This is a genomic window from Pseudomonas sp. ASL7 (genome assembly GCF_056680375.1).
The window spans coordinates 20,047-40,451 of the sequence record NZ_CM155279.1 but is presented as its reverse complement, the minus strand read 5'-3'; the positions used below and the strand labels follow the sequence as shown (position 1 = coordinate 40,451).

The window sequence follows — 20,405 nt, the reverse complement described above, 5'->3', positions numbered from 1 at the left end:
GCTTTAACTGGTCCCAAAGCGCTTTGAGCTTCGAAGCGCTTGGACTGGAACCCTCCCCGCAACACCCCGCCAACACATCAATATTTCAAAAATCGACGAACGGCCTTCGATGCCGAGCATTCGCCGGTATGCTTGCACCCGTCTAGATCAAGCGTTTCAGTAGGTTTACGGTGCCTGCTGCGCGCTGCTCATGGAATGACGCATGCTCAAGCCCTCACTCATATTGCTCGGCACCTTGCTGTCGTGTTCAGTTGCCCACGCGCAAATCTTTCAGCGTGAACTGGGCGACTTCGATCTCAAACTCGGCACCACTCCCAGCCGCAGCATGGCTCAGGGATTGGTCAAACCTTCCAGCACCGGCTCGTTCCACGGCGGGCTCGACCTGAGCCACGACAGCGGATTCTATGCGGGCCAATGGTCACCGAGCGTCGGGTTGAGTCCGGGGAACAACCTGGAAGTCGATTCCTACATGGGCTTCAAACAACCTTTCGATCGTACCCTTGGCTACGAAGTCGGCATGATCCACTACAGCTATCCGAAAGTGGACACCCTCGACAGCCAGGAGCTGTTCGGTGGCCTGACCCTGCTCGGTAGCCGTTTCGGCGCAGCCTTAAGCAACGACCCGGACAAACGGAACAGCACCGTATTCGCCGACCTCGGCGGCAATCAACCGTTTGGCATCGGGATCAGCCTTAAGTACACCACGCACCAGCTCAATTCACCGGTGTCCGTCGACGGGGGATACGTCGCCAGTTTTACCGATTGGTCGGTGCAACTCTCGCGACCGTTCATGGGGATCGACCTGGACCTGATCTACAGCGACTCCAGCTTGAGCGGCAGCGACTGCTCGGCTTATTCAGGGCATAACAGCCAGTGCGACGGCCAGGTGACACTCAAGGCTGAACGTGCGTTTTACTGATTGGCTGAACTGCAGGGTTCATCCCGCGATCACATGAGAACCTACGCTTACGCAGGACTCGCCCATGACGCGCTGGTTGAAGCATTTCGCCGCTCTCATCGCCCTGAGCGTCGTCCTCTGCGCGTGCAGCCGTATAGGTCTGGCCTACCGCAATCTCGACGTGATCATTCCCTGGACGCTCAGCGACTACCTGGACATGAACAGCGAGCAGAAGGGCTGGCTTGACGAACGCCTCAAAGAGCACCTGAGCTGGCATTGCAGCACCCAGTTGCCGGGCTACCTCGACTGGCTGAACCGGTTGCAGGTCATGGTCGAGACCAACCAGGTCACCGACGCCGAGCTGCAAGCCCGTACACAAGAAGCCAAACAGGCAATCGCCGAGACCGCCCGGAAAATCACCCCGTCAGCCATTGAGTTGTTAAAGGGGCTGGACGACAAGCAAGTCGCGGAGATGAACGACGCCTTCGCCAAAGACCTGCGCAAATACCAGGAGAAATACCTCAAACCACCTCTCGCCCAACAGATCAAGGAGCGTGGCGAGCGCCTGGAAAAACGCCTGAATGACTGGCTCGGACCGCTCAATGCCACCCAACACCAACGGGTCGTTTCGTGGGCGAACGCGTTGGGTGATCAGAATCAACAGAGGATCGCCAACCGCGCCCATTGGCAGAAGCAGTTCAGTGACGCGGTAGCGCAGCGCCAGAGCCCTGAATTCCCACAGCGTATAGAAACACTTTTGGTGAATCGCGAGAGTTTATGGACGCCAGCCTACCGTCAGTCCTACGCCAATACTGAAGCGCAGACGCGTGGGTTGCTGGTGGATTTGATGACCGAGAGTACGCCGACTCAGCGCCAGCGGTTGTTGAAGAAGATAGATGGGGTGAGGAAGGACTTCAGCGATTTGAAGTGTCTGAAGGCAACGAAACAAAGTTAAACCCAACGTAAATCAATGTGGGAGCGAGCCTGCTCGCGAAAGCGGTATGCCAGCAACATCATTGTTAACTGACACATTGCTTTCGCGAGCAGGTCGGATCGCCGCACCGTCGCTCCCACAAGGGTTTCCAGTACTCTTCAGGCAATTTGTGCGTTGGACGCAATTCTTTCAAACGTTGCCTCATCCAGCGGATCTTCCTGCTCATCCAGCACCTGCCGCGGATGGTCATTACCCGGAATGCAGCTGTCGAGCAGGCTCAATAAGCGCGAGCCTCGCATCGTCAAAATGTAGTTCGAGCCATTACCGCCCTGATCCTCCGGCCGGGGCTCGATATAACCTCGCAGCAACAGTAACTTTTCGTACTCGCCAGCTACCGCTTTCAGGTGATCGAGGTTTTCAATCGGCTCTCCCGCCGCCGATTTCTCGGCTGCGTACTGTTCGGCATAGGGGCGTGGCGTGAAGCTGTGACCGGCGCTGTTCTGGGCTTCGTGCAACAGGCGTTCAATCAAATCCCAGTTATAAGTCGTCATCCTGATTCAACCTCCAAAGCGAGAGTGAGATGTCCTTTATAGTTGTGACCGGCGCCAGGCGCAGCCGTTCGGCTGAGCTTCATACGTGTACCGACCGGCGGCATGTCGAATTGAGCGTAGGCCAAACGACTAATCTGTGTAGATCACCTCCCAGCATTGCGCAGGAGAAATCACCATGAAGATTCAGAATCATGCGGTCGTATCCCGAGAAGAATGGGTCTCCGCGCGCCGTCGGCACTTGGCCCACGAAAAAGCCTTCACCAGGGAGCGGGACAAACTCAGCGCCGAACGGCGCGCCCTGCCCTGGGTGAAAATCGACAAGGACTATCGCTTCCAGGGCCCCCAGGGCGAACTGAAACTCGCCGACCTGTTCGGTGGCCGTAGCCAGTTAATCATCTACCACTTCATGTTCGGCGAAGGCTGGGATGAAGGCTGCTCCGGTTGCTCGTTCCTGTCCGACCACATCGACGGCGCCAACCAGCACTTGGCTCACCATGACGTGGCCGTGGTGGCGGTTTCCCATGCACCGTTCGCCGAATTTCAGCCCTTCAAACAGCGCATGGGCTGGAAATTCGACTGGGTGTCGTCGGAAGGTTCCGACTTCAACTACGACTTCGGCGTCTCGGCCCGAGCCGAAGAAGTCGCCGCCGGAACCGCCACCTACAACTACGAAAAATCCGACGGTGCCGAAGAAGAACTCCCCGGACTCAGCGTGTTTTATCGCAATGACGCCGGCGAAATCTTCCACACCTACTCCACCTATGCCCGAGGCCTGGACCTGCTGGTCGGCGCCTACAACTACCTCGACCTCACACCCAAGGGGCGTAATGAACAAGAAATCATGGAATGGGTACGGCATCATGATCGGTATGAAGACAAGGAACCGGCCAGCTGCTGTCACTCATAGGGATCCCCAATGAACGTTACCCTGAAAACCCTGCCCCCGGCCCGCATCGCCTACCTGCGCTACACCGGCCCCTACGGCCCGGAAATCGGCACTTTCTGGCGCGAAACCGTCGCCCCATGGATGATCGAAAACAACCTGCTCAACCGCGTGCGCTACGGCATCGGCCATGACGACCCGAGCATCACACCGCCGCAATACTGCCGCTACGACGCCTGCGTCGAAGTGCCCGCCGACTTCGAACCCAACTATCCGTTCGCCGTCACTCACCTGCCTGGCGGGCGCTACGCTGTCGCCCACTTCAAAGGCCCGGTCCGTGACATTCCTGCGGCGTGGGGTGAGTTTTGCGAAAAGTGGATGCCTGAAAGCGGATTGGCCTACGACCAGCGTCCGGGTTTCGAGCGTTATCCGGTGGAAGCTGCCTATGACCAGAAGACCGATGTGATGGAAATGGAGATGTGTATAGCGGTGAAAGGCTGATAACCCCTTCGCCCAAACCACAAAAAAACCTGTGGGAGCGAGCTTGCTCGCGAAGGACGTTAACGATAACGCGTTCGTCCTGAATGAACGCGTTGCTTTCAAGTCCTTCGCGAGCGAGCTCGCTCCTACAAGGTTCCGTATTGTTCTGTAGACCGCACCCCCACCGTCACTCAAGTTTTGGAAACAATTCGCTGAACTTTCCCCTGATCTCAACCCTCAACCGGGTAACCCGCCTTAAACCGGAACTGAGGCCCACCCCATGAAAACCCTGCTAAAAATCACCCTGGCCGCCACTCTCGCCTGCTCCCTCCCCGTCTGGGCCTGCACGCCCGAGGAAGCCACGGCCAAGCGCGAACAATTGGCCAAGGAAGTGGCCACGCTCACCGAGCAGAATCCAACGAAGGCCAAGGAGATCAACGACGAGTTGCAGAAAATGGATTTGAGGACGGCCAGCGCGGATTTGCCGGACAAGTGCCAGTTGATCGATCAGCGCATGAAGGAGTTGAAGACGGCAGATAAAAAAGCCGAGGGTTAGTAGCAGATCTCTCGACGTAAAAAAACCGGACATTAGTCCGGTTTTTTTATGGGTCGCGACACAGCTTTATTCAGCAGCCGGCGCTTCCGGCTTGCGGCGCTTGAGCGGCGCCATGCCGTCCTTGCTGACCAGCGACAGGGCGTCGGTCTTCGGGCGGTTGGCGATTTTGCGCTTGGTCGGGGCCTTGGCGCCGGTTTTCTTCTTGTCGCCTTTGGCGTCGACCTTTTTCTTCTTCACGCCAACGGCTTTGCCCGAGGCCTTGACCTTTTTCGGTCCGCCGTAGGTGCCTTTGACTTCCTTGATGGTGCGGCGCTCGAAGCTCTGCTTGAGGTAGCGCTCGACGCTCGACATCAGGTTCCAGTCGCCGTGGCAGATCAGCGAGATGGCAAGGCCATCGTTACCGGCACGGCCGGTGCGACCGATGCGGTGAACGTATTCGTCGCCGCTGCGCGGCATGTCGAAGTTGATCACCAGGTCCAGGCCTTCCACGTCGAGGCCGCGAGCGGCGACGTCGGTGGCGACCAGGATCTTCACGCCGCCCTGCTTCAGGCGATCGATCGCCAGTTTGCGGTCTTTCTGGTCTTTGTCACCGTGCAGAACGAACGCCTTGTAGTCCTGCGCCACCAGGCGGCCGTAGATACGGTCGGCCATGGCCCGGGTGTTGGTGAACACGATGGCTTTCTGATAGGTCTCGTTGGCCAGCAGCCAGTTCACAATTTGTTCTTTGTGCTGGTTGTGGTCAGCGGTGATGATTTGCTGACGGGTCGTCGCGTTCAGGTCGCTGACGTTGTTGAGCTGCAGGTGCTCTGGATTGTTCAGCACCTTGGCAACCATCTCGCGCAGGCCCGAACCGCCGGTGGTGGCGGAGAACAGCATGGTCTGCTGGCGATTGGTGCACTCTTCTACCAGACGCTGGACGTCTTCGGCAAAGCCCATGTCGAGCATACGATCCGCTTCGTCGAGGACCAGCACTTCGACTTCTTTCAAGTCGAGGTTGCCGGCGTTCAGTTGCTCGATCATCCGGCCCGGCGTACCGATCAGGATGTCTGGCACCTTGCGCAGCATGGCGGCCTGGACCTTGAAGTCTTCACCGCCGGTGATCAGGCCGGACTTGATGAACGTGAACTGGGCGAAGCGTTCAACTTCCTTGATGGTCTGCTGGGCCAACTCGCGGGTCGGCAACAGAATCAGGGTCTTGATGCTGACGCGGACTTTTGCCGGGCCGATCAGACGGTTGAGGATCGGCAAAACGAAGGCTGCGGTTTTGCCGCTACCGGTTTGCGCTGTCACCCGCAGGTCACGCCCTTGGAGCGCCAGCGGAATAGCCGCTGCTTGCACTGGCGTTGGCTCGACAAATTTAAGCTCGGCCACGGCTTTGAGCAGGCGTTCGTGCAGGGCGAATTGGGAAAACACGGGTGCTACCTCGAAGAAATACAAAAAAACAGCTGCATAGGGTACCGGTTTCGGGCGCTCAGGCCGAGTTTCTTTATGCAATCGGCAATAAACAGTCGCGTTTTTGTTGCCTGATTTGTCCTCGAGCGTAATACAAAGCGTCTTAAACGCTCTGATCGGCCTGTCGCGTCCTATAGAAGAATCATTTCCGCCCATGGATATCAAACAGCTCTGGCTCAACGCCCAAGACCTATGGGGTGCCTTAGATCAGCATCCGCTCCTGCATTCCAGTCTGGTGTTGATGGTGTTGCTGGTGATTGCTTTGGTCCTCGGACGGGTGGCATTCACCCTCATGAAAAACCAGAGTGAGTATCAACCCAATTTGAGCCTGCAAGTTTTCCCTGAAACATGGAATCTCCCACAGGTTCAGCGCGCGACTGCTGATTGGCGTAGACCCAACCGACTGATCCACACCGCCATCAGAATCACTGACCCACCGAGCAGCAACCGCCCCAGTTCCTCATGCTGATTCCAGATCAGCAAATTGATCAACAACCCCACGGGTACATGCAGGTTGTTCATCACCGCGAGCGTCCCGCCATTCACCAGGCAGGCCCCCTTGTTCCACCAGTACAGGCCAAGCGCGGTCGAGACCAGGCCCAGAAACACCAGCACGCCCCATTGCAGCGGCGCGTCAGGCAGAAAGTTGTGTTTGCCGAACAGCAAAAACGCTGGCAATGCCACCGCCAATGCGCCGAGGTAGAAATAGCCGAAGCGCCGGTAATGCGGCAGATCGCTTGGGTGGCGCGCCACCAAATGCTTATAAAGCACCTGCCCGGCGGCATAGGTGAAGTTGGCCAGTTGCAGCAGCAGGAAACCCATGAAGAAGTCCGGGTTGATCCGGTCGTAGCGAATCACCGCCGCGCCCGCGACCGCCACCAGTGCTGCGACCAATGCCCACGGATTGAAGCGGCGATTCAGCGCGTCTTCGATCAGCGTCACGTGCAGCGGTGTGAGGATGGTGAAAAGCAACACTTCCGGCACCGTCAGCACCCGAAAGCTCAGGTACAGGCAGACGTAGGTCACGCCAAACTGCAACGCACCGATCAACAACATGCCGCGCATGAACGCCGGTTCGACCTGGCGCCAGCGCGTCAGCGGAATAAACACCAGCCCCGCCAGCACCACCCGCACCAGAACCGCGAAGTAACTGTCGACATGACCGGCCAGGTATTCACCGATCAGGCTGAAGGAAAACGCTTGAATCAGCGTGACAAAAAGTAGATAGCCCATGCTCGCCTCGTTTCGAATGGCGGCGACGATAGCGGTTTTTACTCGATATCGCGAACAGTCAGCCAACACACAAAACCCTGTGTAGGAGCGAGCTTGCTCGCGATGGAGTGTCAGGCAACATTGTGTCGAATGACACTCCATCGCGAGCAAGCTCGCTCCTACATTGGGTTTTGTGTGTTCGGTCATTAAATCGCAGGCAAAAAAAAGCCCGATCTCGCCAATGCGTTCAATCGGGCTACAGCACTCAGGAGCAACAAGTGCAAAGGGAGGTTCGATGCGCGTAAGGCTTTAAGCGGTTGCGCCAGGTCACTAGACCATCCAGCGATTATCTGGCGATTAACGGTTCAGGCCACCTGGGCAAGCTTGGCATTGGCCTGGTTCAAGCCCTTTTCCTGGAAGTCGCCGCCCAGGTTCATGCCCTCGGCATGGATGAAGGTCACATCGTGAATCCCGATGAAGCCCATGACCTGACGCAGGTAGGGTTCCTGATGATCCGCAGTACTTCCGGCGTAGATCCCGCCGCGAGCCGTCAGCACGTAGGCGCGCTTGCCGCTGAGCAATCCTTGAGGACCGGTGTCGGTGTATTTGAACGTCACGCCGGCACGCAGCACATGGTCGAGCCAGGCCTTGAGGGTGCTAGGGATGGCGAAGTTGTACATTGGCGCCGCCATGACCAGCACGTCAGCGGCCAGCAGCTCGTCGGTCAACTGATTGGAGCGTTCCAGGGAAGCCTGTTCGATGTCGTTACGCTGTTCGGCAGGTTTCATCCAGCCGCCCAACAGGTTGATGTCCAGGTGCGGGACCGGGTTGACGGCCAGGTCACGAACGGTGATTTGGTCGTTCGGGTGAGCCGCTTTCCACTGGCTGATAAAAGTCTGGGTCAGTTGACGGGAGACCGAGTCTTGCTGACGGGCACTGCTTTCGATGATCAGAACGCGTGACATGGGATGTAGGCTCCATCTGAGAATGCTGTAGGTCGATGGAGTAAAGGTTAAACAGAGTCATATCGATGTAAAAGCGCAAATAACTGCTATAAACCATCAATAAATTCGTTTATAAGCGGAGCATACCTAGTGGGAGATCCTGTGGGGGTTTGATGCTATTTCGGAGTGCAGGTCAGGTCGATGCGCATTTTGATGATGCTGCGGGTGAACTTGGCGGTGGCATAGCTGTGTTTGCCGGCGAGCACTACGATTTTACGGGTGCGCGGCGCCTCCGGGCCATTGTTGAACACCACCTTGCAGACTGCATCGGTGTGGCCGAAGTTGTTCACCTGAATGGAGGCCATGTCGTTGTCGGTGGCAGATGCGTTGTAGTCGATGCTCAACCCGTTCAACTGCTTTTGCACGTCGATCGAATAAGCAAACGCCGTCAGCGGCAACATCGCCAACACCATACAACAGATTTTTTTCATTCGGCAGTCTCCAATAAGGGCCGCCAGCTTAGGACAAGAGGAGCTATACATGAAAGCGCCCCGCGTGACCCTTGATCAATGGCGAACGCTTCAGGCCGTGGTCGACCACGGCGGCTTCGCCCAGGCCGCCGAAGCGCTGCATCGTTCGCAGTCATCAGTGAGCTACACCGTGGCGCGCATGCAGGACCAACTGGGTGTGCCGCTGTTGCGCATCGACGGTCGCAAAGCGGTGCTGACCGAAGCGGGCGGCGTGCTGCTGCGCCGCTCCCGGCAACTGGTGAAGCAGGCCAGTCAGCTGGAAGACCTGGCCCATCACATGGAACAAGGTTGGGAGGCGGAAGTGCGGTTGGTGGTCGATGCCGCTTACCCCAGCGCCCGCCTCGTCCGCGCCTTGACCGCGTTCATGCCGCAAAGCCGTGGTTGTCGCGTGCGTCTGCGCGAAGAGGTGTTATCGGGTGTAGAAGAAGTGTTGCTCGAAGGTGTGGCCGACCTGGCCATCACCGGCCTCAGCATTCCCGGTTACCTTGGCGCAGAATTGAGCGACGTAGAGTTTGTGGCCGTTGCCCACCCCGAACACCCTTTGCATCGTCTGAACCGCGAACTTAACTTCCAGGATCTGGAATCCCAGATGCAAGTGGTGATCCGCGACTCCGGTCGGCAGCAGCCACGGGATGTTGGCTGGCTCGGCGCCGAACAGCGCTGGACCGTCGGCAGCCTGGCCACCGCCGCGACATTCGTCAGCAGCGGCCTGGGCTTTGCCTGGTTGCCTAGGCACATGATCGAGCGGGAACTCAAGGAAGGCACGCTCAAGCTGCTACCGTTGGATCAGGGTGGCAGTCGCAACCCAAGCTTTTATCTGTATTCGAACAAGGACAAACCGCTGGGCCCGGCAACGCAGATTCTCATCGACCTGCTGCGCACGTTCGACACCGCGCCGCTGGATGTGCCTTTCGCCGCCCCTGAACAAGCCTGACATGGAGTGATTGCATGGCCTATTTCGAACACGAAGGTTGCAACCTGCACTACGAGGAATATGGCCACGGCACGCCGTTGCTGTTGGTCCACGGTTTGGGGTCGAGCACGCTGGACTGGGAAAAACAGATCCCGGCCCTGGCCACGCACTACCGAGTGATCGTCCCGGACGTGCGCGGCCATGGCCGCTCCGATAAACCCCGTGAGCGCTACAGCATCGCCGGGTTCAGTGCCGACCTGATCGCCCTGATCGAACACTTGAACCTGGGCCCGACGCACTATGTGGGCCTGTCGATGGGGGGCATGATCGGCTTTCAACTAGCGGTTGATCACCCGCAATTGCTCAAAAGCCTGTGCATCGTCAACAGCGCGCCCGAGGTCAAGCTGCGCAGCCGCGACGACTATTGGCAGTGGTTCAAACGCTGGAGCCTGATGCGTGCGCTCAGTCTGGGCACCATCGGCAAGGCCTTGGGCAGCAAGCTGTTCCCCAAGGCGGAACAGGCTGATTTACGCCAAAAAATGGCCGAGCGCTGGGCAAAAAACGACAAACATGCTTATCTCGCCAGCTTCGACGCGATCGTGGGTTGGGGCGTTCAGGAACGACTGTCGAAGGTTACCTGTCCAACCCTCATCGTCAGCGCCGACCACGACTACACCCCGGTCTCGCTGAAAGAGACCTATGTAAAATTGCTGCCCGATGCGCGGCTGGTGGTCATCGCCGATTCGCGCCATGCCACCCCGCTGGATCAACCCGAACGCTTCAACCAAACCCTGCTCGAGTTTCTCACCGCAGTCGACACCACCTCACTCAGGATCACTGACCCATGTTGAAAAAAATCGCCCTCGTCGCTGGCTCCGTTCTGTTTGCCGCCAACCTGATGGCTGCAACGCCCGCCAAGGCGCCGCATGTGCTGCTGGACACCACCAACGGCCAGATCGAAATCGAACTGGACCCGGTCAAGGCGCCGAAAAGCACCGAGAACTTCCTCAAGTACGTGGACAGCGGCTTCTATAACAACACGATTTTCCACCGGGTGATCCCAGGCTTCATGATCCAGGGCGGCGGCTTCACTCAACAAATGCAGCAAAAAGAAACCAAGGAGCCGATCAAGAACGAGCACAACAACGGCCTGAAAAACGTCCGTGGCACTTTGTCGATGGCCCGCACTTCCGCTCCTGATTCGGCCACCAGCCAGTTCTTCGTCAACGTCAAAGACAACGACTTCCTCGACAACGGCGACGGTTACGCCGTTTTCGGTAAAGTCGTCAAAGGCATGGACGTGGTGGACATTATCGTCAACGCGCCAACCACCACCCGCGGCGGCATGAAAGATGTGCCGGCCGACCCTGTGTACATCAAGTCGGCCAAGCGCATCGACTAAGCTACACAGGACGTCTTGAGCGGCTGCCGGAGTGCGCCGCTCGTACTGTTCAAAGGAGAGCCCGTGCGCGGGCGGAGAACTGATGCTTTATCGCCGTTTTGAAAAACTGATCGACATTTTTCGCGATGCACCGACGGCGGCTCCTCCGGATCGGGTTCTCCCTTTTTATACCTATTACTTGAAGCAGGTCTGGCCGAGTTTCGTCGCCCTGCTGATCGTCGGCCTGTTCGGCGCGCTGATCGAAGTGGCGCTGTTCAGCTACCTGAGCCGCATCATCGATCTCGCCCAAGGCACACCCAACGTCAATTTTTTCCAGGAACACGGCGTCGAACTGGCCTGGATGGCCGTGGTTGCGCTGATTCTGCGCCCGGTGTTCGTTGGCTTGCATGACCTGCTGGTGCACCAGACCCTGAGCCCCGGCATGACCAGCATGATCCGCTGGCAAAACCATAGTTACGTGCTCAAACAGAGCCTGAATTTTTTCCAGAACGACTTCGCCGGGCGCATCGCCCAACGCATCATGCAGACCGGCAATTCGCTGCGCGATTCGGCCGTGCAGGCGGTGGACGCGCTGTGGCATGTGCTGATCTACGCGATCAGTTCGCTGGTGCTGTTCGCCGAAGCCGACTGGCGCCTGATGATCCCGCTGCTGACCTGGATCGCCGCCTACATCGGCGCACTCTGCTACTTCGTGCCGCGGGTCAAGGAACGCTCGGTGGTGTCGTCCGATGCGCGCTCCAAACTCATGGGGCGGATTGTCGACGGCTACACCAACATCACCACCCTGAAGCTGTTCGCGCACACCAACTTTGAACAGCAATACGCCAAGGAAGCCATCGAAGAGCAGACTGAAAAAGCCCAACTGGCCGGACGCGTGGTCACCAGTATGGATGTGGTCATCACCAGCATGAACGGCTTGCTGATCGTCGGCACCACCGGCCTCGCCCTGTGGCTGTGGACACAGTCACTGATCTCCGTGGGGGCCATTGCCCTGGCCACTGGCCTGGTGATCCGCATCGTCAATATGTCCGGCTGGATCATGTGGGTCGTCAACGGCATCTTCGAAAACATCGGCATGGTTCAGGACGGGTTGCAGACCATCGCTCAACCGGTCAGCGTCACCGACCGCGACCAGGCCAAACCGCTGAGCGTGGCCCGTGGTGAAGTACGTTTCGAGCACGTGGATTTCCACTATGGCAAGAAGAGCGGAATCATTGGCGGCCTTAACCTGACGATCAAACCCGGCGAGAAAATCGGCCTGATCGGGCCCTCCGGTGCAGGCAAGTCGACCCTGGTCAACCTGCTGCTGCGCCTCTACGACGTGGAAGGTGGGCGCATCCTCATCGACGGCCAGAACATCGCCGAGGTCGGTCAGGAAAGCCTGCGCGAGCGCATCGGCATGATTACCCAGGACACGTCCCTGCTACACCGTTCGATTCGCGACAATTTGCTGTACGGCAAACCCGATGCCTGCGACGCCGAACTCTGGGAAGCGGCGCACAAGGCCCGTGCCGACGAGTTCATCCCGTTGCTGTCGGACGCTGAAGGTCGTACCGGTTTTGACGCCCATGTAGGTGAGCGCGGGGTGAAACTCTCCGGCGGCCAGCGTCAGCGGATTGCCATCGCCCGGGTGCTGCTCAAGGACGCGCCGATACTGATCATGGACGAGGCCACCTCGGCGCTGGATTCGGAAGTTGAAGCGGCGATCCAGGAAAGCCTGGAAACCCTGATGCAGGGCAAAACCGTGATCGCCATCGCCCACCGGCTTTCGACTATCGCCCGGATGGACCGCTTGGTGGTGCTGGAAAACGGCAAGATCGCCGAAACCGGCAGCCATGCTGAACTGCTGGCCCATGGCGGGTTGTATGCGCGGTTGTGGCAACACCAGACGGGCGGGTTTGTCGGCATCGACTAATACGAAACACCAACCTCCCCTGTGGGAGCGAGCCTGCTCGCGAAAGCGGTGTGTCAGTCGACATGATTGTGTCTGACCCACCGCCTTCGCGAGCAGGCTCGCTCCCACAAAGGGTACAAGACAACCTGAATATGCTAATTGGACATACCTAAAACACGCACAAACAGATACAACCCCGCCCTTACTCCTTAATAGAAAGAAAGTTACTCTTCCCGAGCAACAACGCAACTCGGAACACCAAACAAAACAACTAACCCAACCAGCAAAGGATTGCTGCATGAAGCCTCTAAAATTATTCGTAACTGTTACTTTCTTCGGACTCGGTCTTTTTCAAGTGAATGCCAACGCAATGAGCATCGATGAACATATAAAAATCGAATCGGCGAAAATCGAGTACGAGTACAACTGCACGATCAACGGCAAGGAAAGCGGTTTCATTACCAAAATCCGAGACCCGCAACAAGTCGCCCAAGAACTCACTGAAGCTCTGGACAGCCCCACTCCCGTAAGTTGTGTAAGACCAAAGTATGAATATGCATGTTTCCTCCCAGGAAACAAAAACATACCACTCTCCAACAATATAACTTACCCATATTGGTCGAACGAACCCACGCTCGAAAGATTCAAAAACTCAGAGACGGGTAAAAAACTTCATAACTGTCAGGCAGCGTGGTGGTAATGACTAATACATAGACTTCCCATCAAAAAGGCTCTTCCGTGAAGGGCCTTTTTTAATGAACATAGTTTTCAAGACTGCCGATAGGGTAATGCGGCACTTGCTTGCTCGGCGTAGACCAAAACGCCGGCTCGCTCCTCTTCAAGGAATGCCTTGACTGCCGCCTTCAGCCCCGCATGGCGCAAGTAATGCCAGGAATGCGTGATCACAGGTTCAAACCCGCGAATCAACTTGTGCTCACCTTGAGCACCGGCATCGAAACGCTGAAAGCCATGGGCAATCGCGTAATCCATGCCCTGGTAAAAGCAGGTCTCGAAATGCAGACGGTCGAACTCCGCCAGGCATCCCCAGTAACGACCATAAAAACTGTCGCCCCCCACCAGGCTGAACGCCATCGCGACCGGGCGTGAGCCTTGTTTGGCCAACACCACGCGAATCGACTCCGGCATGCGCTCGGCCAACAGACTGAAAAACTCCCGCGTCAGGTACGGCGTTTGCCGACGCACCGCGTAGGTATTGGCATAGCAGGCATAGACAAAGTCCCACTGTGCCTCGGCCAATTGCCGACCTTCCAGCCATTCGAACTCAATGCCCTGCCCCGCCACTTGCTCGCGCTCCTTGCGCATCTGCTTGCGCTTGCGCGAACTGAGCACGTCGAGGAAGTCCTGAAAGTCCCGATACCCGCGGTTCTGCCAGTGGTACTGGCAGCCGATTCGCTGCAACCAACCCGGCTGTTCGGCTAATGCGGCATCGGTAAACGGATCGGTGAAGTTGATGTGGGCGCTGGAGAGTTCTTCAATTTCAAGGTAGCCCGGCAGGCTCTTCAGTAACTCGAAGCCATCCTCGACATTAGCCGCCAACAACCGTGGCCCGCTGACCGGGCTGAACGGCACGGCAGTTAAAAGCTTGGGGTAATAATCGATGCCGGCACGCTCGCAGGCATCGGCCCAGGCGTGATCAAACACGTACTCGCCGTAGGAGTGCCATTTGCGGTAACTGGGCAGCGCGGCGATGAGCCGATCACCTTCTATATGCAGCAAGTGCTCGGGTTGCCAGCCGGAATGTGGGCCGAGGCTGCCGCTGTCTTCCAAGGCCCCGAGAAAGGCATGCCTTAGAAACGGCTGACGCTCAGGCACGAGGGCATCCCACGTCTGAGGCGCGATTTCGGACAGACTTTCCAGACGTTGCAACGGCATCAACCACCTCTCCACTTCTTTGCGTCTGAGCCCCGCGAGTATCGCTTATCGGGGCGCAATCCACACCCGTGATTCGCCGACAAAGCCCGGAATAGAACGTGCTCAAACGGTACGAAGGCTTTGGTCAGCTGGATATCGGCAGCCTGCCAATGCCAACATCAACAAAAAAACTCCGACATCAACACCCTGCAACTGGATGCCGAAGCGAAGTTCTGATTCCCGCAACACGGCGCAGGCAAGGACGCCTGAGCTGCTGTTACAGCCTGGCGTTGGTGTATCGGCCCCATCATCCGTCCGATACACCAACGCCAGGCTGTTTTGTTGTTAACCCCTTGCTCGCGATGGTCATCAACGATAACGCTGCAAACCTGACACCCCGCGGCGCTCTCAGGTTTATCGCGAGCAAGCTCGCTCCTACAGTTTGCGCAGAATTACGCTACCAATTGAGTAACCGGCACCGAACGAGCTGAGGACCGCCAGCGAACCGGCTGCCAGATCATCCTGATACTTGTGAAACGCAATCACCGAGCCTGCAGAGCTGGTGTTGGCGTAAGTGTCGAGAATCACCGGCGCTTCTGCTTCAGTGGCTTCGCGACCCAGCAGTTTCTTGACGATCAAGTGGTTCATGCTGAGGTTGGCCTGGTGCAGCCAAAAACGCTTCACATCGCTGATGTTCAGCGTGTTCTCTTCCAGGTGTGTAGCGATCAGCTCAGCCACCATCGGGCACACATCGCGGAACACCTTGCGGCCTTCCTGCACGAACAGTTTGTCCCTGGCACCGATGCCCTCCTCCGCTGCGCGGTTGAGGAAGCCGAAGTTGTTGCGGATGTTATTGGAGAACTTGGTCAAAAGCTTGGTGCTGACCACGTCGAACTGGTGCTTGGACGTTGCAAGGTCTGCACGCTCGATGATCACCGCTGTGGCGGCGTCACCGAAGATAAAGTGGCTGTCGCGATCGCGAAAGTTCAGGTGACCGGTGCAGACTTCCGGGTTAACCATCAGGATCGCCCGGGCCTGGCCCAGCTGCACGCTGTTGGCAGCGGCCTGAATACCGAAGGTCGCCGAGGAGCAGGCGACGTTCATGTCGAAACCGAAACCCTGGATACCCAACGCTTCCTGAACTTCGATGGCAATGGCCGGGTAGGCCCGCTGCAGGTTGGAGCAGGCGACAATCACGCCGTCGATGTCAGCGGCGGTTTTGCCAGCGCGCTGCAAGGCCTGTTCGGCGGCGCCGATGGCCATTTGACAGAGCACAGACCACTCGTCATTCGAGCGCTCTGGCAAGCGTGGGGCCATGCGATTCGGATCAAGGATGCCGTCCTTGTCCATGACAAAGCGACTCTTGATGCCGGACGCTTTTTCGATAAACGCTACGCTGGATTCGGTCAAGGCGTCGACTTCGCCACGGGCGATGGCGTCTGCGTTGTCGGCGTTGAACTGCGCGACGTAAGCGTTGAAAGACTGCACCAGCTCTTCATTGGAGATGCTGTTGGCAGGGGTGTACAGGCCGGTACCGCTGATGACGACGTTATGCATGGTCGTTTCTCTAATACTGTTCAGGCAGAAAGCGTTGGCACCAACGTACCAACACACAAAGAGTCTGTTCCCGTCATGGGAAACAAACCTGGCATCGCTTTATTCCACTCCGCCAGTGCCGGTGAAGGCTTGAAACCGCGGGGCCGGCGTTTATAGGCGCGAAGTTTGCCATAAACGCTGGGGTTTGGCCCCTTTTTGCAGAACGATGCACCGACCTCATGTGGGAGTGAGCCTGCTCGCGAAGAGGCCGTCAGTTTCAACCTCTACATTGACTGACACACCGCTTTCGCGAGCAGGCTCGCTCCCACAGGGTTCAGGTGTCAGGGCTCGACCTGGCTCCATTGCTTGTTCAGGCGTTTGTCGGAAATCGGTACCTTGGTCCCCAGTTGCTGAGCGAACAGCGAAACCCGATATTCTTCCAGCCACCAGCGATACAGTTCCAGCTGCGGATCGCGTTTGCCTTCCTGGACGTGCTTGTTGGCGCGGGTCTGGTATTGAGCCCAGAGGCCGGACAACTCTCCGCTCCAGACCCGATCCCTCTGCACCTGAGCACCGATTTTTTCGAAGCGCTGCTCGACCGCTTTCAGGTAGCGCGGCAATTCCTTGAGCCATTGCATCGGGGTTTCACGGACAAAGCCCGGGTACACCAGATGACTGAGCTGCTGCTTGATGTCGTTCAGGGCCACGGCTTGCGCCAGGTCGATTTTGCCCTTGAAGCGCTTTTGCAGGCCGTGCCAGTGCTTAAGGATTTCCAGCGTCAGCTTCGCCAAACGCTCAGCGTGCTCGGTCCACGCACCGCGCTTGCGCTCGGCCAGCGCCGCGAGCCCTGCGCCATCACGCGGCAATGGGTCTTCGCCGTCGAGAATGCAGCTGTCGAGGCTGGCCAGCAGAATGTCTTCGACCAGGCTGTCGATGCGCCCCATATCGCGGTACATCAGACCCAACTCGGTCAACCCCGGCAACTTGCCACGCAGAAATTTCGCAGGCTCCGCCAGTTGCTGCATCAGCAAACGCTGCAAGGCGCGGCGATGCTGGAACTCGGCTTCGGCCGGCGTCGAGAAACGCCCTTCCTTCACGGTTCCGGCTTCTTCCACCAGCGCCGGATAGACCGTCATCGACAGCCCGGCAATTTTCTGTTGAGTCTTTTGCGCCACCGCGGCGAACACTTTAGCCTCGACGGGTTGCTGGCTTTTCGCGGTGTGCGGCACGGCCAATGCCGCCTGGCTCGCTTCGGCAAAACGAGCGGTCAGTTCTGCCAGATCTCGCCCTTCGCCCAGGAACTGGCCTTGGCCGTCGACGATTTCCAGGTTCATTCGCAGATGACTTTCGACTTGTTGCGCGGCTTCGGCCCAAGCCTCATCACTGACCCGTGCCCCCGTCATACGCAGCAGTTCTCGGCCCAACGCCTGAGGCAGCGAGCCCTCAGCGAAGCTCATGCGCTGCAATGCGGCTTTGACGAAGTCCGGCACCGGCACGAAATTCTTGCGCAGCGCCTTGGGCAGGTTGCGAACCAGCGCAATGCACTTGGCCTCGATCACGCCCGGCACCAGCCATTCCAGACGCTCCGGCGGCAGCATCGGCAACAGCGGCGCCGGCACGCGCAGGGTCACACCGTCGCGCGGATGGTTTGGCTCAAAGTGATAATTCAGCGCCAGCTCCAGATCGCCGATGTGCAAGGTGTCCGGGTAATGCAGGGCCGTGACTTCGCTCGCCTCGCGAGCCAGCACGTCTTCCTCGCGCATGATCAGCAGCTGCGGATCTTTCTGGCTGTTGACGCGATACCAGCTGTCAAAGGTCGCAGTCTGGTGGATCTCCGCCGGCAGTCGCGCATCGTAGAAGGCGAACAGGGTTTCCTCGTCGGCCAGAATGTCACGACGGCGAGCCTTGGCTTCCAGTTCGTCGAGCTGTTCCAGCAGTTGCGCATTGGCCGTAAGACACTTGGCCCTGGATTGAATTTCGCCGCGCACCAGGCCTTCACGAATGAACAGCTCACGGGACGTGACAGGGTCGATTGGGCCGTAATGCACCGGCCGGCGACCGACCACGATCAACCCGAACAAGGTGATCTGCTCGAACGCCACAACCTGCCCGCGCTTCTTCTCCCAATGGGGTTCGAAGTGGTTTTTCTTGATCAAGTGCCCGGCCAGCGGTTCTATCCAGTCGGCGTCGATCTTGGCGACCATCCGCGCGTAAAGCTTGGTGGTTTCCACCAGCTCGGCGGTCATCAGCCATTGCGGACGCTTCTTGCCCAGACCGGATGAGGGATGAATCCAGAAGCGCCGTTGGCGGGCACCAAGGTAATCGCCCTCATCGGTTTTCTGACCGATCTGACTGAGCAGACCTGAAAGCACGGCTTTGTGCAGTTTCGGATAGTCCGCTGGCTCTTTGTTGATGCTCAACTGCATGTCGCGGCAGATCAGGCTCAACTGACGGTGCGAGTCGCGCCATTCGCGCAGGCGCAGGTAATTCAGGAAATTTTTGCGGCACCAGTTACGCAACGGACTCGCTGTCAGCGCCTGGCGTTGTTCTTCAAAACCACGCCACAGATTGACCAACCCGGCGAAGTCCGAATCCACGTCCTTCCATTGTGCATGGGCCTGATCCGCCGCTTGTTGACGCTCCGGCGGACGCTCGCGCGGGTCTTGAATCGACATTGCGCTGGCGACAATCAACACCTCTTGCAAGCTGCCGAGTTTCGCCGCTTCGAGCAGCATGCGGCCCATGCGCGGGTCCACCGGCAGCCGCGCCAATTGGCGGCCGAGCGGGGTCAGCTGGCTGTTGCGGTCCACTGCCGAAAGTTCTTGCAGCAGGTTGAAACCATCACTGATGGCTTTGCCATCCGGCGGCTCGATAAACGGGAAGTCGGTGATCTCGCCGAGGCGCAGATGCAGCATCTGCAGGATCACGGCGGCGAGGTTGGTCCGCAGGATTTCCGGGTCGGTAAATTCCGGTCGCCCAATGAAATCTTCTTCGCTGTAGAGGCGGATGCAAATGCCCGGCTCGACCCGGCCGCATCGGCCTTTACGCTGGTTGGCGCTGGCCTGGGAAATGGCTTCGATGGGCAGGCGCTGGACCTTCGCGCGGTAGCTGTAGCGGCTGATGCGCGCGGTGCCGCTGTCGATCACGTAACGAATGCCCGGCACGGTCAACGAGGTTTCGGCGACGTTGGTTGCCAGAACGACGCGGCGGCCCGGGTGCGACTGGAAAATCCGCTGCTGCTCGGCCGGCGAAAGCCGCGCGTACAACGGCAGGATTTCGGTGTGTTTGAGCTGGGCCTTGCGCAGCATGTCGGCGGCGTCGCGAATCTCGCGCTCGCCGGGCAGGAACACCAGCACGTCACCGGGGCTCTTGCGCTCGCTGCGTTCGAACGCGGCGATTTCGTCGAGGGTGGCGAGAATCGCCTGATCCACGGTCAAGTCGTCCTCGACGCGGTTGCCCTCTTCGTCCTGTTCCAGCGTCAGCGGGCGATACCAGGTTTCTACCGCAAAGGTGCGACCTGACACCTCGACAATCGGTGCATCGTCGAAGTGCTTGGAGAAGCGTTCCAGGTCGATGGTCGCCGAGGTAATGATGACTTTCAGGTCCGGACGACGGGGCAGCAGGGTTTTCAGGTAACCCAGCAGGAAGTCGATGTTGAGGCTGCGTTCGTGGGCTTCGTCGACGATGATTGTGTCGTAGCGTTCCAGGTAGCGGTCGTTCTGGGTTTCCGCCAGCAGGATACCGTCGGTCATCAGTTTGATCAGGGTGTTGGAATCGCTCTGGTCCTCGAACCGCACCTGATAACCGACCAGCGCACCCAACGGCGTCGCCAGTTCTTCGGCAACGCGACTGGCGACGCTGCGAGCGGCGATTCGGCGCGGCTGGGTGTGACCGATCAGGCCATGCTGGCCGCGACCGATTTCCAGGCAGATTTTCGGCAACTGGGTGGTTTTACCCGAACCGGTTTCGCCGGCAATGATCAGCACCTGATGCTTGAGCAGCGCCTCTTTGATTTCGTCGCGCTTGGCGGCGATCGGCAGACTGTCGTCGTAACGAATCACCGGCAGGCTGGCACGTCGCGCCAACACCTGATCACAAGACGCCTGCGTACGCGTTACCCACTGCGCCAGTTTGGCTTCGTCGGGTTTCTTGCGCAGCTCAAGCAACTGCCGCCGCAGTCGGTGGCGGTCGGCGAGCATGGCGTGATCGAGGTTTTTCAGCAGTTTGTCGATGGAAGGCGATTCGTCAGTCATCAGGTACGCAATAAGTTGTCTAGTGGCGCAGGGGGGCGATTGTCGCAGATTTTACGACCGCTGCGCGGCCGATCGCGAGCAGGCTCGCTCCCACA

At 58.3% G+C, this 20,405-nt stretch carries 18 protein-coding genes and 1 pseudogene; 11 read left to right on the top strand and 8 right to left on the bottom strand.

Features of this window, described 5'->3' with window-relative positions; all coding sequences use genetic code 11:
• Positions 1–202 precede the first annotated feature (202 nt).
• A complete protein-coding gene (locus AC1MDT_RS00195) occupies positions 203–919 on the top strand; it encodes a TorF family putative porin (protein WP_480420157.1) in 717 nt (238 codons plus the stop codon).
• A gap of 64 nt (positions 920–983) precedes the next feature.
• Entirely contained in the window at positions 984–1,853 is an 870-nt protein-coding gene (locus AC1MDT_RS00190) for a DUF6279 family lipoprotein (RefSeq protein WP_480420156.1), read from the top strand.
• A 137-nt stretch (positions 1,854–1,990) separates the two neighbouring features.
• Here the strand turns inward: AC1MDT_RS00190 and AC1MDT_RS00185 are convergent, their stop codons facing one another.
• Positions 1,991–2,383: a transcriptional regulator gene (locus AC1MDT_RS00185; protein WP_480420155.1), complete on the bottom strand. Its 393-nt coding sequence runs from the start codon at positions 2,381–2,383 to the stop codon at positions 1,991–1,993.
• A gap of 175 nt (positions 2,384–2,558) precedes the next feature.
• Between AC1MDT_RS00185 and AC1MDT_RS00180 the strand changes: the two genes are divergently transcribed.
• The 3 genes from AC1MDT_RS00180 to AC1MDT_RS00170 all read left to right on the top strand — a co-directional run bounded on the left by AC1MDT_RS00180 (position 2,559) and on the right by AC1MDT_RS00170 (position 4,302).
• Complete coding sequence (locus tag AC1MDT_RS00180; protein ID WP_480420154.1) at positions 2,559–3,290, top strand: DUF899 domain-containing protein; 732 nt, start codon at positions 2,559–2,561, stop codon at positions 3,288–3,290.
• A 9-nt stretch (positions 3,291–3,299) separates the two neighbouring features.
• The gene (locus AC1MDT_RS00175; protein WP_480420153.1) at positions 3,300–3,767 is read left to right on the top strand and encodes an AraC family transcriptional regulator; all 468 of its coding nucleotides are present in this window, start codon (positions 3,300–3,302) and stop codon (positions 3,765–3,767) included.
• Positions 3,768–4,026: 259 nt separating this feature from the next.
• Complete coding sequence (locus AC1MDT_RS00170; protein WP_480420152.1) at positions 4,027–4,302, top strand: hypothetical protein; 276 nt, start codon at positions 4,027–4,029, stop codon at positions 4,300–4,302.
• Positions 4,303–4,368: 66 nt separating this feature from the next.
• On the opposite strand, the gene AC1MDT_RS00165 is transcribed toward AC1MDT_RS00170, so the two are convergent.
• Positions 4,369–5,715, bottom strand: a complete 1,347-nt coding sequence (locus AC1MDT_RS00165) for a DEAD/DEAH box helicase (protein ID WP_090181378.1) — start codon at positions 5,713–5,715, stop codon at positions 4,369–4,371.
• Between the two features lie 193 nt (positions 5,716–5,908).
• Here AC1MDT_RS00165 and AC1MDT_RS00160 point away from each other — a divergent pair.
• Positions 5,909–6,037: pseudogene (locus AC1MDT_RS00160) on the top strand (mechanosensitive ion channel family protein); the annotation flags it as partial.
• Between the two features lie 83 nt (positions 6,038–6,120).
• Here AC1MDT_RS00160 and AC1MDT_RS00155 read toward each other — a convergent pair.
• The 3 genes from AC1MDT_RS00155 to AC1MDT_RS00145 form a co-directional block, all read right to left on the bottom strand.
• Complete coding sequence (locus AC1MDT_RS00155; protein ID WP_480420151.1) at positions 6,121–6,987, bottom strand: carboxylate/amino acid/amine transporter; 867 nt, start codon at positions 6,985–6,987, stop codon at positions 6,121–6,123.
• Positions 6,988–7,331: 344 nt separating this feature from the next.
• Positions 7,332–7,931, bottom strand: coding sequence for an FMN-dependent NADH-azoreductase (locus AC1MDT_RS00150; RefSeq protein ID WP_480420150.1), 600 nt, complete (start codon positions 7,929–7,931; stop codon positions 7,332–7,334).
• 155 nt (positions 7,932–8,086) lie between these two features.
• A complete protein-coding gene (locus tag AC1MDT_RS00145; protein WP_480420149.1) occupies positions 8,087–8,401 on the bottom strand; it encodes a 3-phosphoglycerate kinase in 315 nt (104 codons plus the stop codon).
• 49 nt (positions 8,402–8,450) lie between these two features.
• On the opposite strand from AC1MDT_RS00145, the gene AC1MDT_RS00140 reads away from it, so the two are divergent.
• The 5 genes from AC1MDT_RS00140 to AC1MDT_RS00120 all read left to right on the top strand — a co-directional run bounded on the left by AC1MDT_RS00140 (position 8,451) and on the right by AC1MDT_RS00120 (position 13,349).
• Entirely contained in the window at positions 8,451–9,374 is a 924-nt protein-coding gene (locus AC1MDT_RS00140; protein WP_480420148.1) for a PA3225 family LysR-type transcriptional regulator, read from the top strand.
• Positions 9,375–9,388: 14 nt separating this feature from the next.
• Complete coding sequence (locus AC1MDT_RS00135; protein WP_480420147.1) at positions 9,389–10,204, top strand: alpha/beta fold hydrolase; 816 nt, start codon at positions 9,389–9,391, stop codon at positions 10,202–10,204.
• Entirely contained in the window at positions 10,198–10,755 is a 558-nt protein-coding gene (locus AC1MDT_RS00130) for a peptidylprolyl isomerase (protein ID WP_480420146.1), read from the top strand. The genes AC1MDT_RS00135 and AC1MDT_RS00130 overlap by 7 nt, the downstream gene beginning before the upstream one ends.
• An 82-nt stretch (positions 10,756–10,837) precedes the next feature.
• Complete coding sequence (locus tag AC1MDT_RS00125; protein WP_480420145.1) at positions 10,838–12,670, top strand: ABC transporter ATP-binding protein; 1,833 nt, start codon at positions 10,838–10,840, stop codon at positions 12,668–12,670.
• A 277-nt stretch (positions 12,671–12,947) separates the two neighbouring features.
• Positions 12,948–13,349 (top strand): rhodanese-like domain-containing protein, encoded by a 402-nt coding sequence (locus tag AC1MDT_RS00120; protein ID WP_480420144.1) that lies wholly within the window; start codon positions 12,948–12,950, stop codon positions 13,347–13,349.
• A 68-nt stretch (positions 13,350–13,417) separates the two neighbouring features.
• Here AC1MDT_RS00120 and AC1MDT_RS00115 read toward each other — a convergent pair whose 3' ends face one another.
• The 3 genes from AC1MDT_RS00115 to hrpA all read right to left on the bottom strand — a co-directional run bounded on the left by AC1MDT_RS00115 (position 13,418) and on the right by hrpA (position 20,310).
• On the bottom strand, positions 13,418–14,542 hold the full coding sequence (locus tag AC1MDT_RS00115) for a GNAT family N-acetyltransferase (protein WP_480420143.1): 1,125 nt from the start codon (positions 14,540–14,542) through the stop codon (positions 13,418–13,420).
• A 414-nt stretch (positions 14,543–14,956) separates the two neighbouring features.
• Positions 14,957–16,078: a beta-ketoacyl-ACP synthase III gene (locus AC1MDT_RS00110; protein ID WP_480420142.1), complete on the bottom strand. Its 1,122-nt coding sequence runs from the start codon at positions 16,076–16,078 to the stop codon at positions 14,957–14,959.
• Between the two features lie 320 nt (positions 16,079–16,398).
• Entirely contained in the window at positions 16,399–20,310 is a 3,912-nt protein-coding gene (hrpA, locus tag AC1MDT_RS00105; RefSeq protein ID WP_480420141.1) for an ATP-dependent RNA helicase HrpA, read from the bottom strand.
• Positions 20,311–20,405 lie beyond the last annotated feature (95 nt).

Coding starts and splice junctions, on each gene's coding strand:
- AC1MDT_RS00195 (WP_480420157.1), top strand. CDS start 203: ATGCTCAAGCCCTCACTCATATTGCTCGGCACCTTGCTGTCGTGTTCA.
- AC1MDT_RS00190 (WP_480420156.1), top strand. CDS start 984: ATGACGCGCTGGTTGAAGCATTTCGCCGCTCTCATCGCCCTGAGCGTC.
- AC1MDT_RS00185 (WP_480420155.1), bottom strand. CDS start 2,383: ATGACGACTTATAACTGGGATTTGATTGAACGCCTGTTGCACGAAGCC.
- AC1MDT_RS00180 (WP_480420154.1), top strand. CDS start 2,559: ATGAAGATTCAGAATCATGCGGTCGTATCCCGAGAAGAATGGGTCTCC.
- AC1MDT_RS00175 (WP_480420153.1), top strand. CDS start 3,300: ATGAACGTTACCCTGAAAACCCTGCCCCCGGCCCGCATCGCCTACCTG.
- AC1MDT_RS00170 (WP_480420152.1), top strand. CDS start 4,027: ATGAAAACCCTGCTAAAAATCACCCTGGCCGCCACTCTCGCCTGCTCC.
- AC1MDT_RS00155 (WP_480420151.1), bottom strand. CDS start 6,987: ATGGGCTATCTACTTTTTGTCACGCTGATTCAAGCGTTTTCCTTCAGC.
- AC1MDT_RS00150 (WP_480420150.1), bottom strand. CDS start 7,931: ATGTCACGCGTTCTGATCATCGAAAGCAGTGCCCGTCAGCAAGACTCG.
- AC1MDT_RS00145 (WP_480420149.1), bottom strand. CDS start 8,401: ATGAAAAAAATCTGTTGTATGGTGTTGGCGATGTTGCCGCTGACGGCG.
- AC1MDT_RS00140 (WP_480420148.1), top strand. CDS start 8,451: ATGAAAGCGCCCCGCGTGACCCTTGATCAATGGCGAACGCTTCAGGCC.
- AC1MDT_RS00135 (WP_480420147.1), top strand. CDS start 9,389: ATGGCCTATTTCGAACACGAAGGTTGCAACCTGCACTACGAGGAATAT.
- AC1MDT_RS00130 (WP_480420146.1), top strand. CDS start 10,198: ATGTTGAAAAAAATCGCCCTCGTCGCTGGCTCCGTTCTGTTTGCCGCC.
- AC1MDT_RS00125 (WP_480420145.1), top strand. CDS start 10,838: ATGCTTTATCGCCGTTTTGAAAAACTGATCGACATTTTTCGCGATGCA.
- AC1MDT_RS00120 (WP_480420144.1), top strand. CDS start 12,948: ATGAAGCCTCTAAAATTATTCGTAACTGTTACTTTCTTCGGACTCGGT.
- AC1MDT_RS00115 (WP_480420143.1), bottom strand. CDS start 14,542: ATGCCGTTGCAACGTCTGGAAAGTCTGTCCGAAATCGCGCCTCAGACG.
- AC1MDT_RS00110 (WP_480420142.1), bottom strand. CDS start 16,078: ATGCATAACGTCGTCATCAGCGGTACCGGCCTGTACACCCCTGCCAAC.
- hrpA (WP_480420141.1), bottom strand. CDS start 20,310: ATGACTGACGAATCGCCTTCCATCGACAAACTGCTGAAAAACCTCGAT.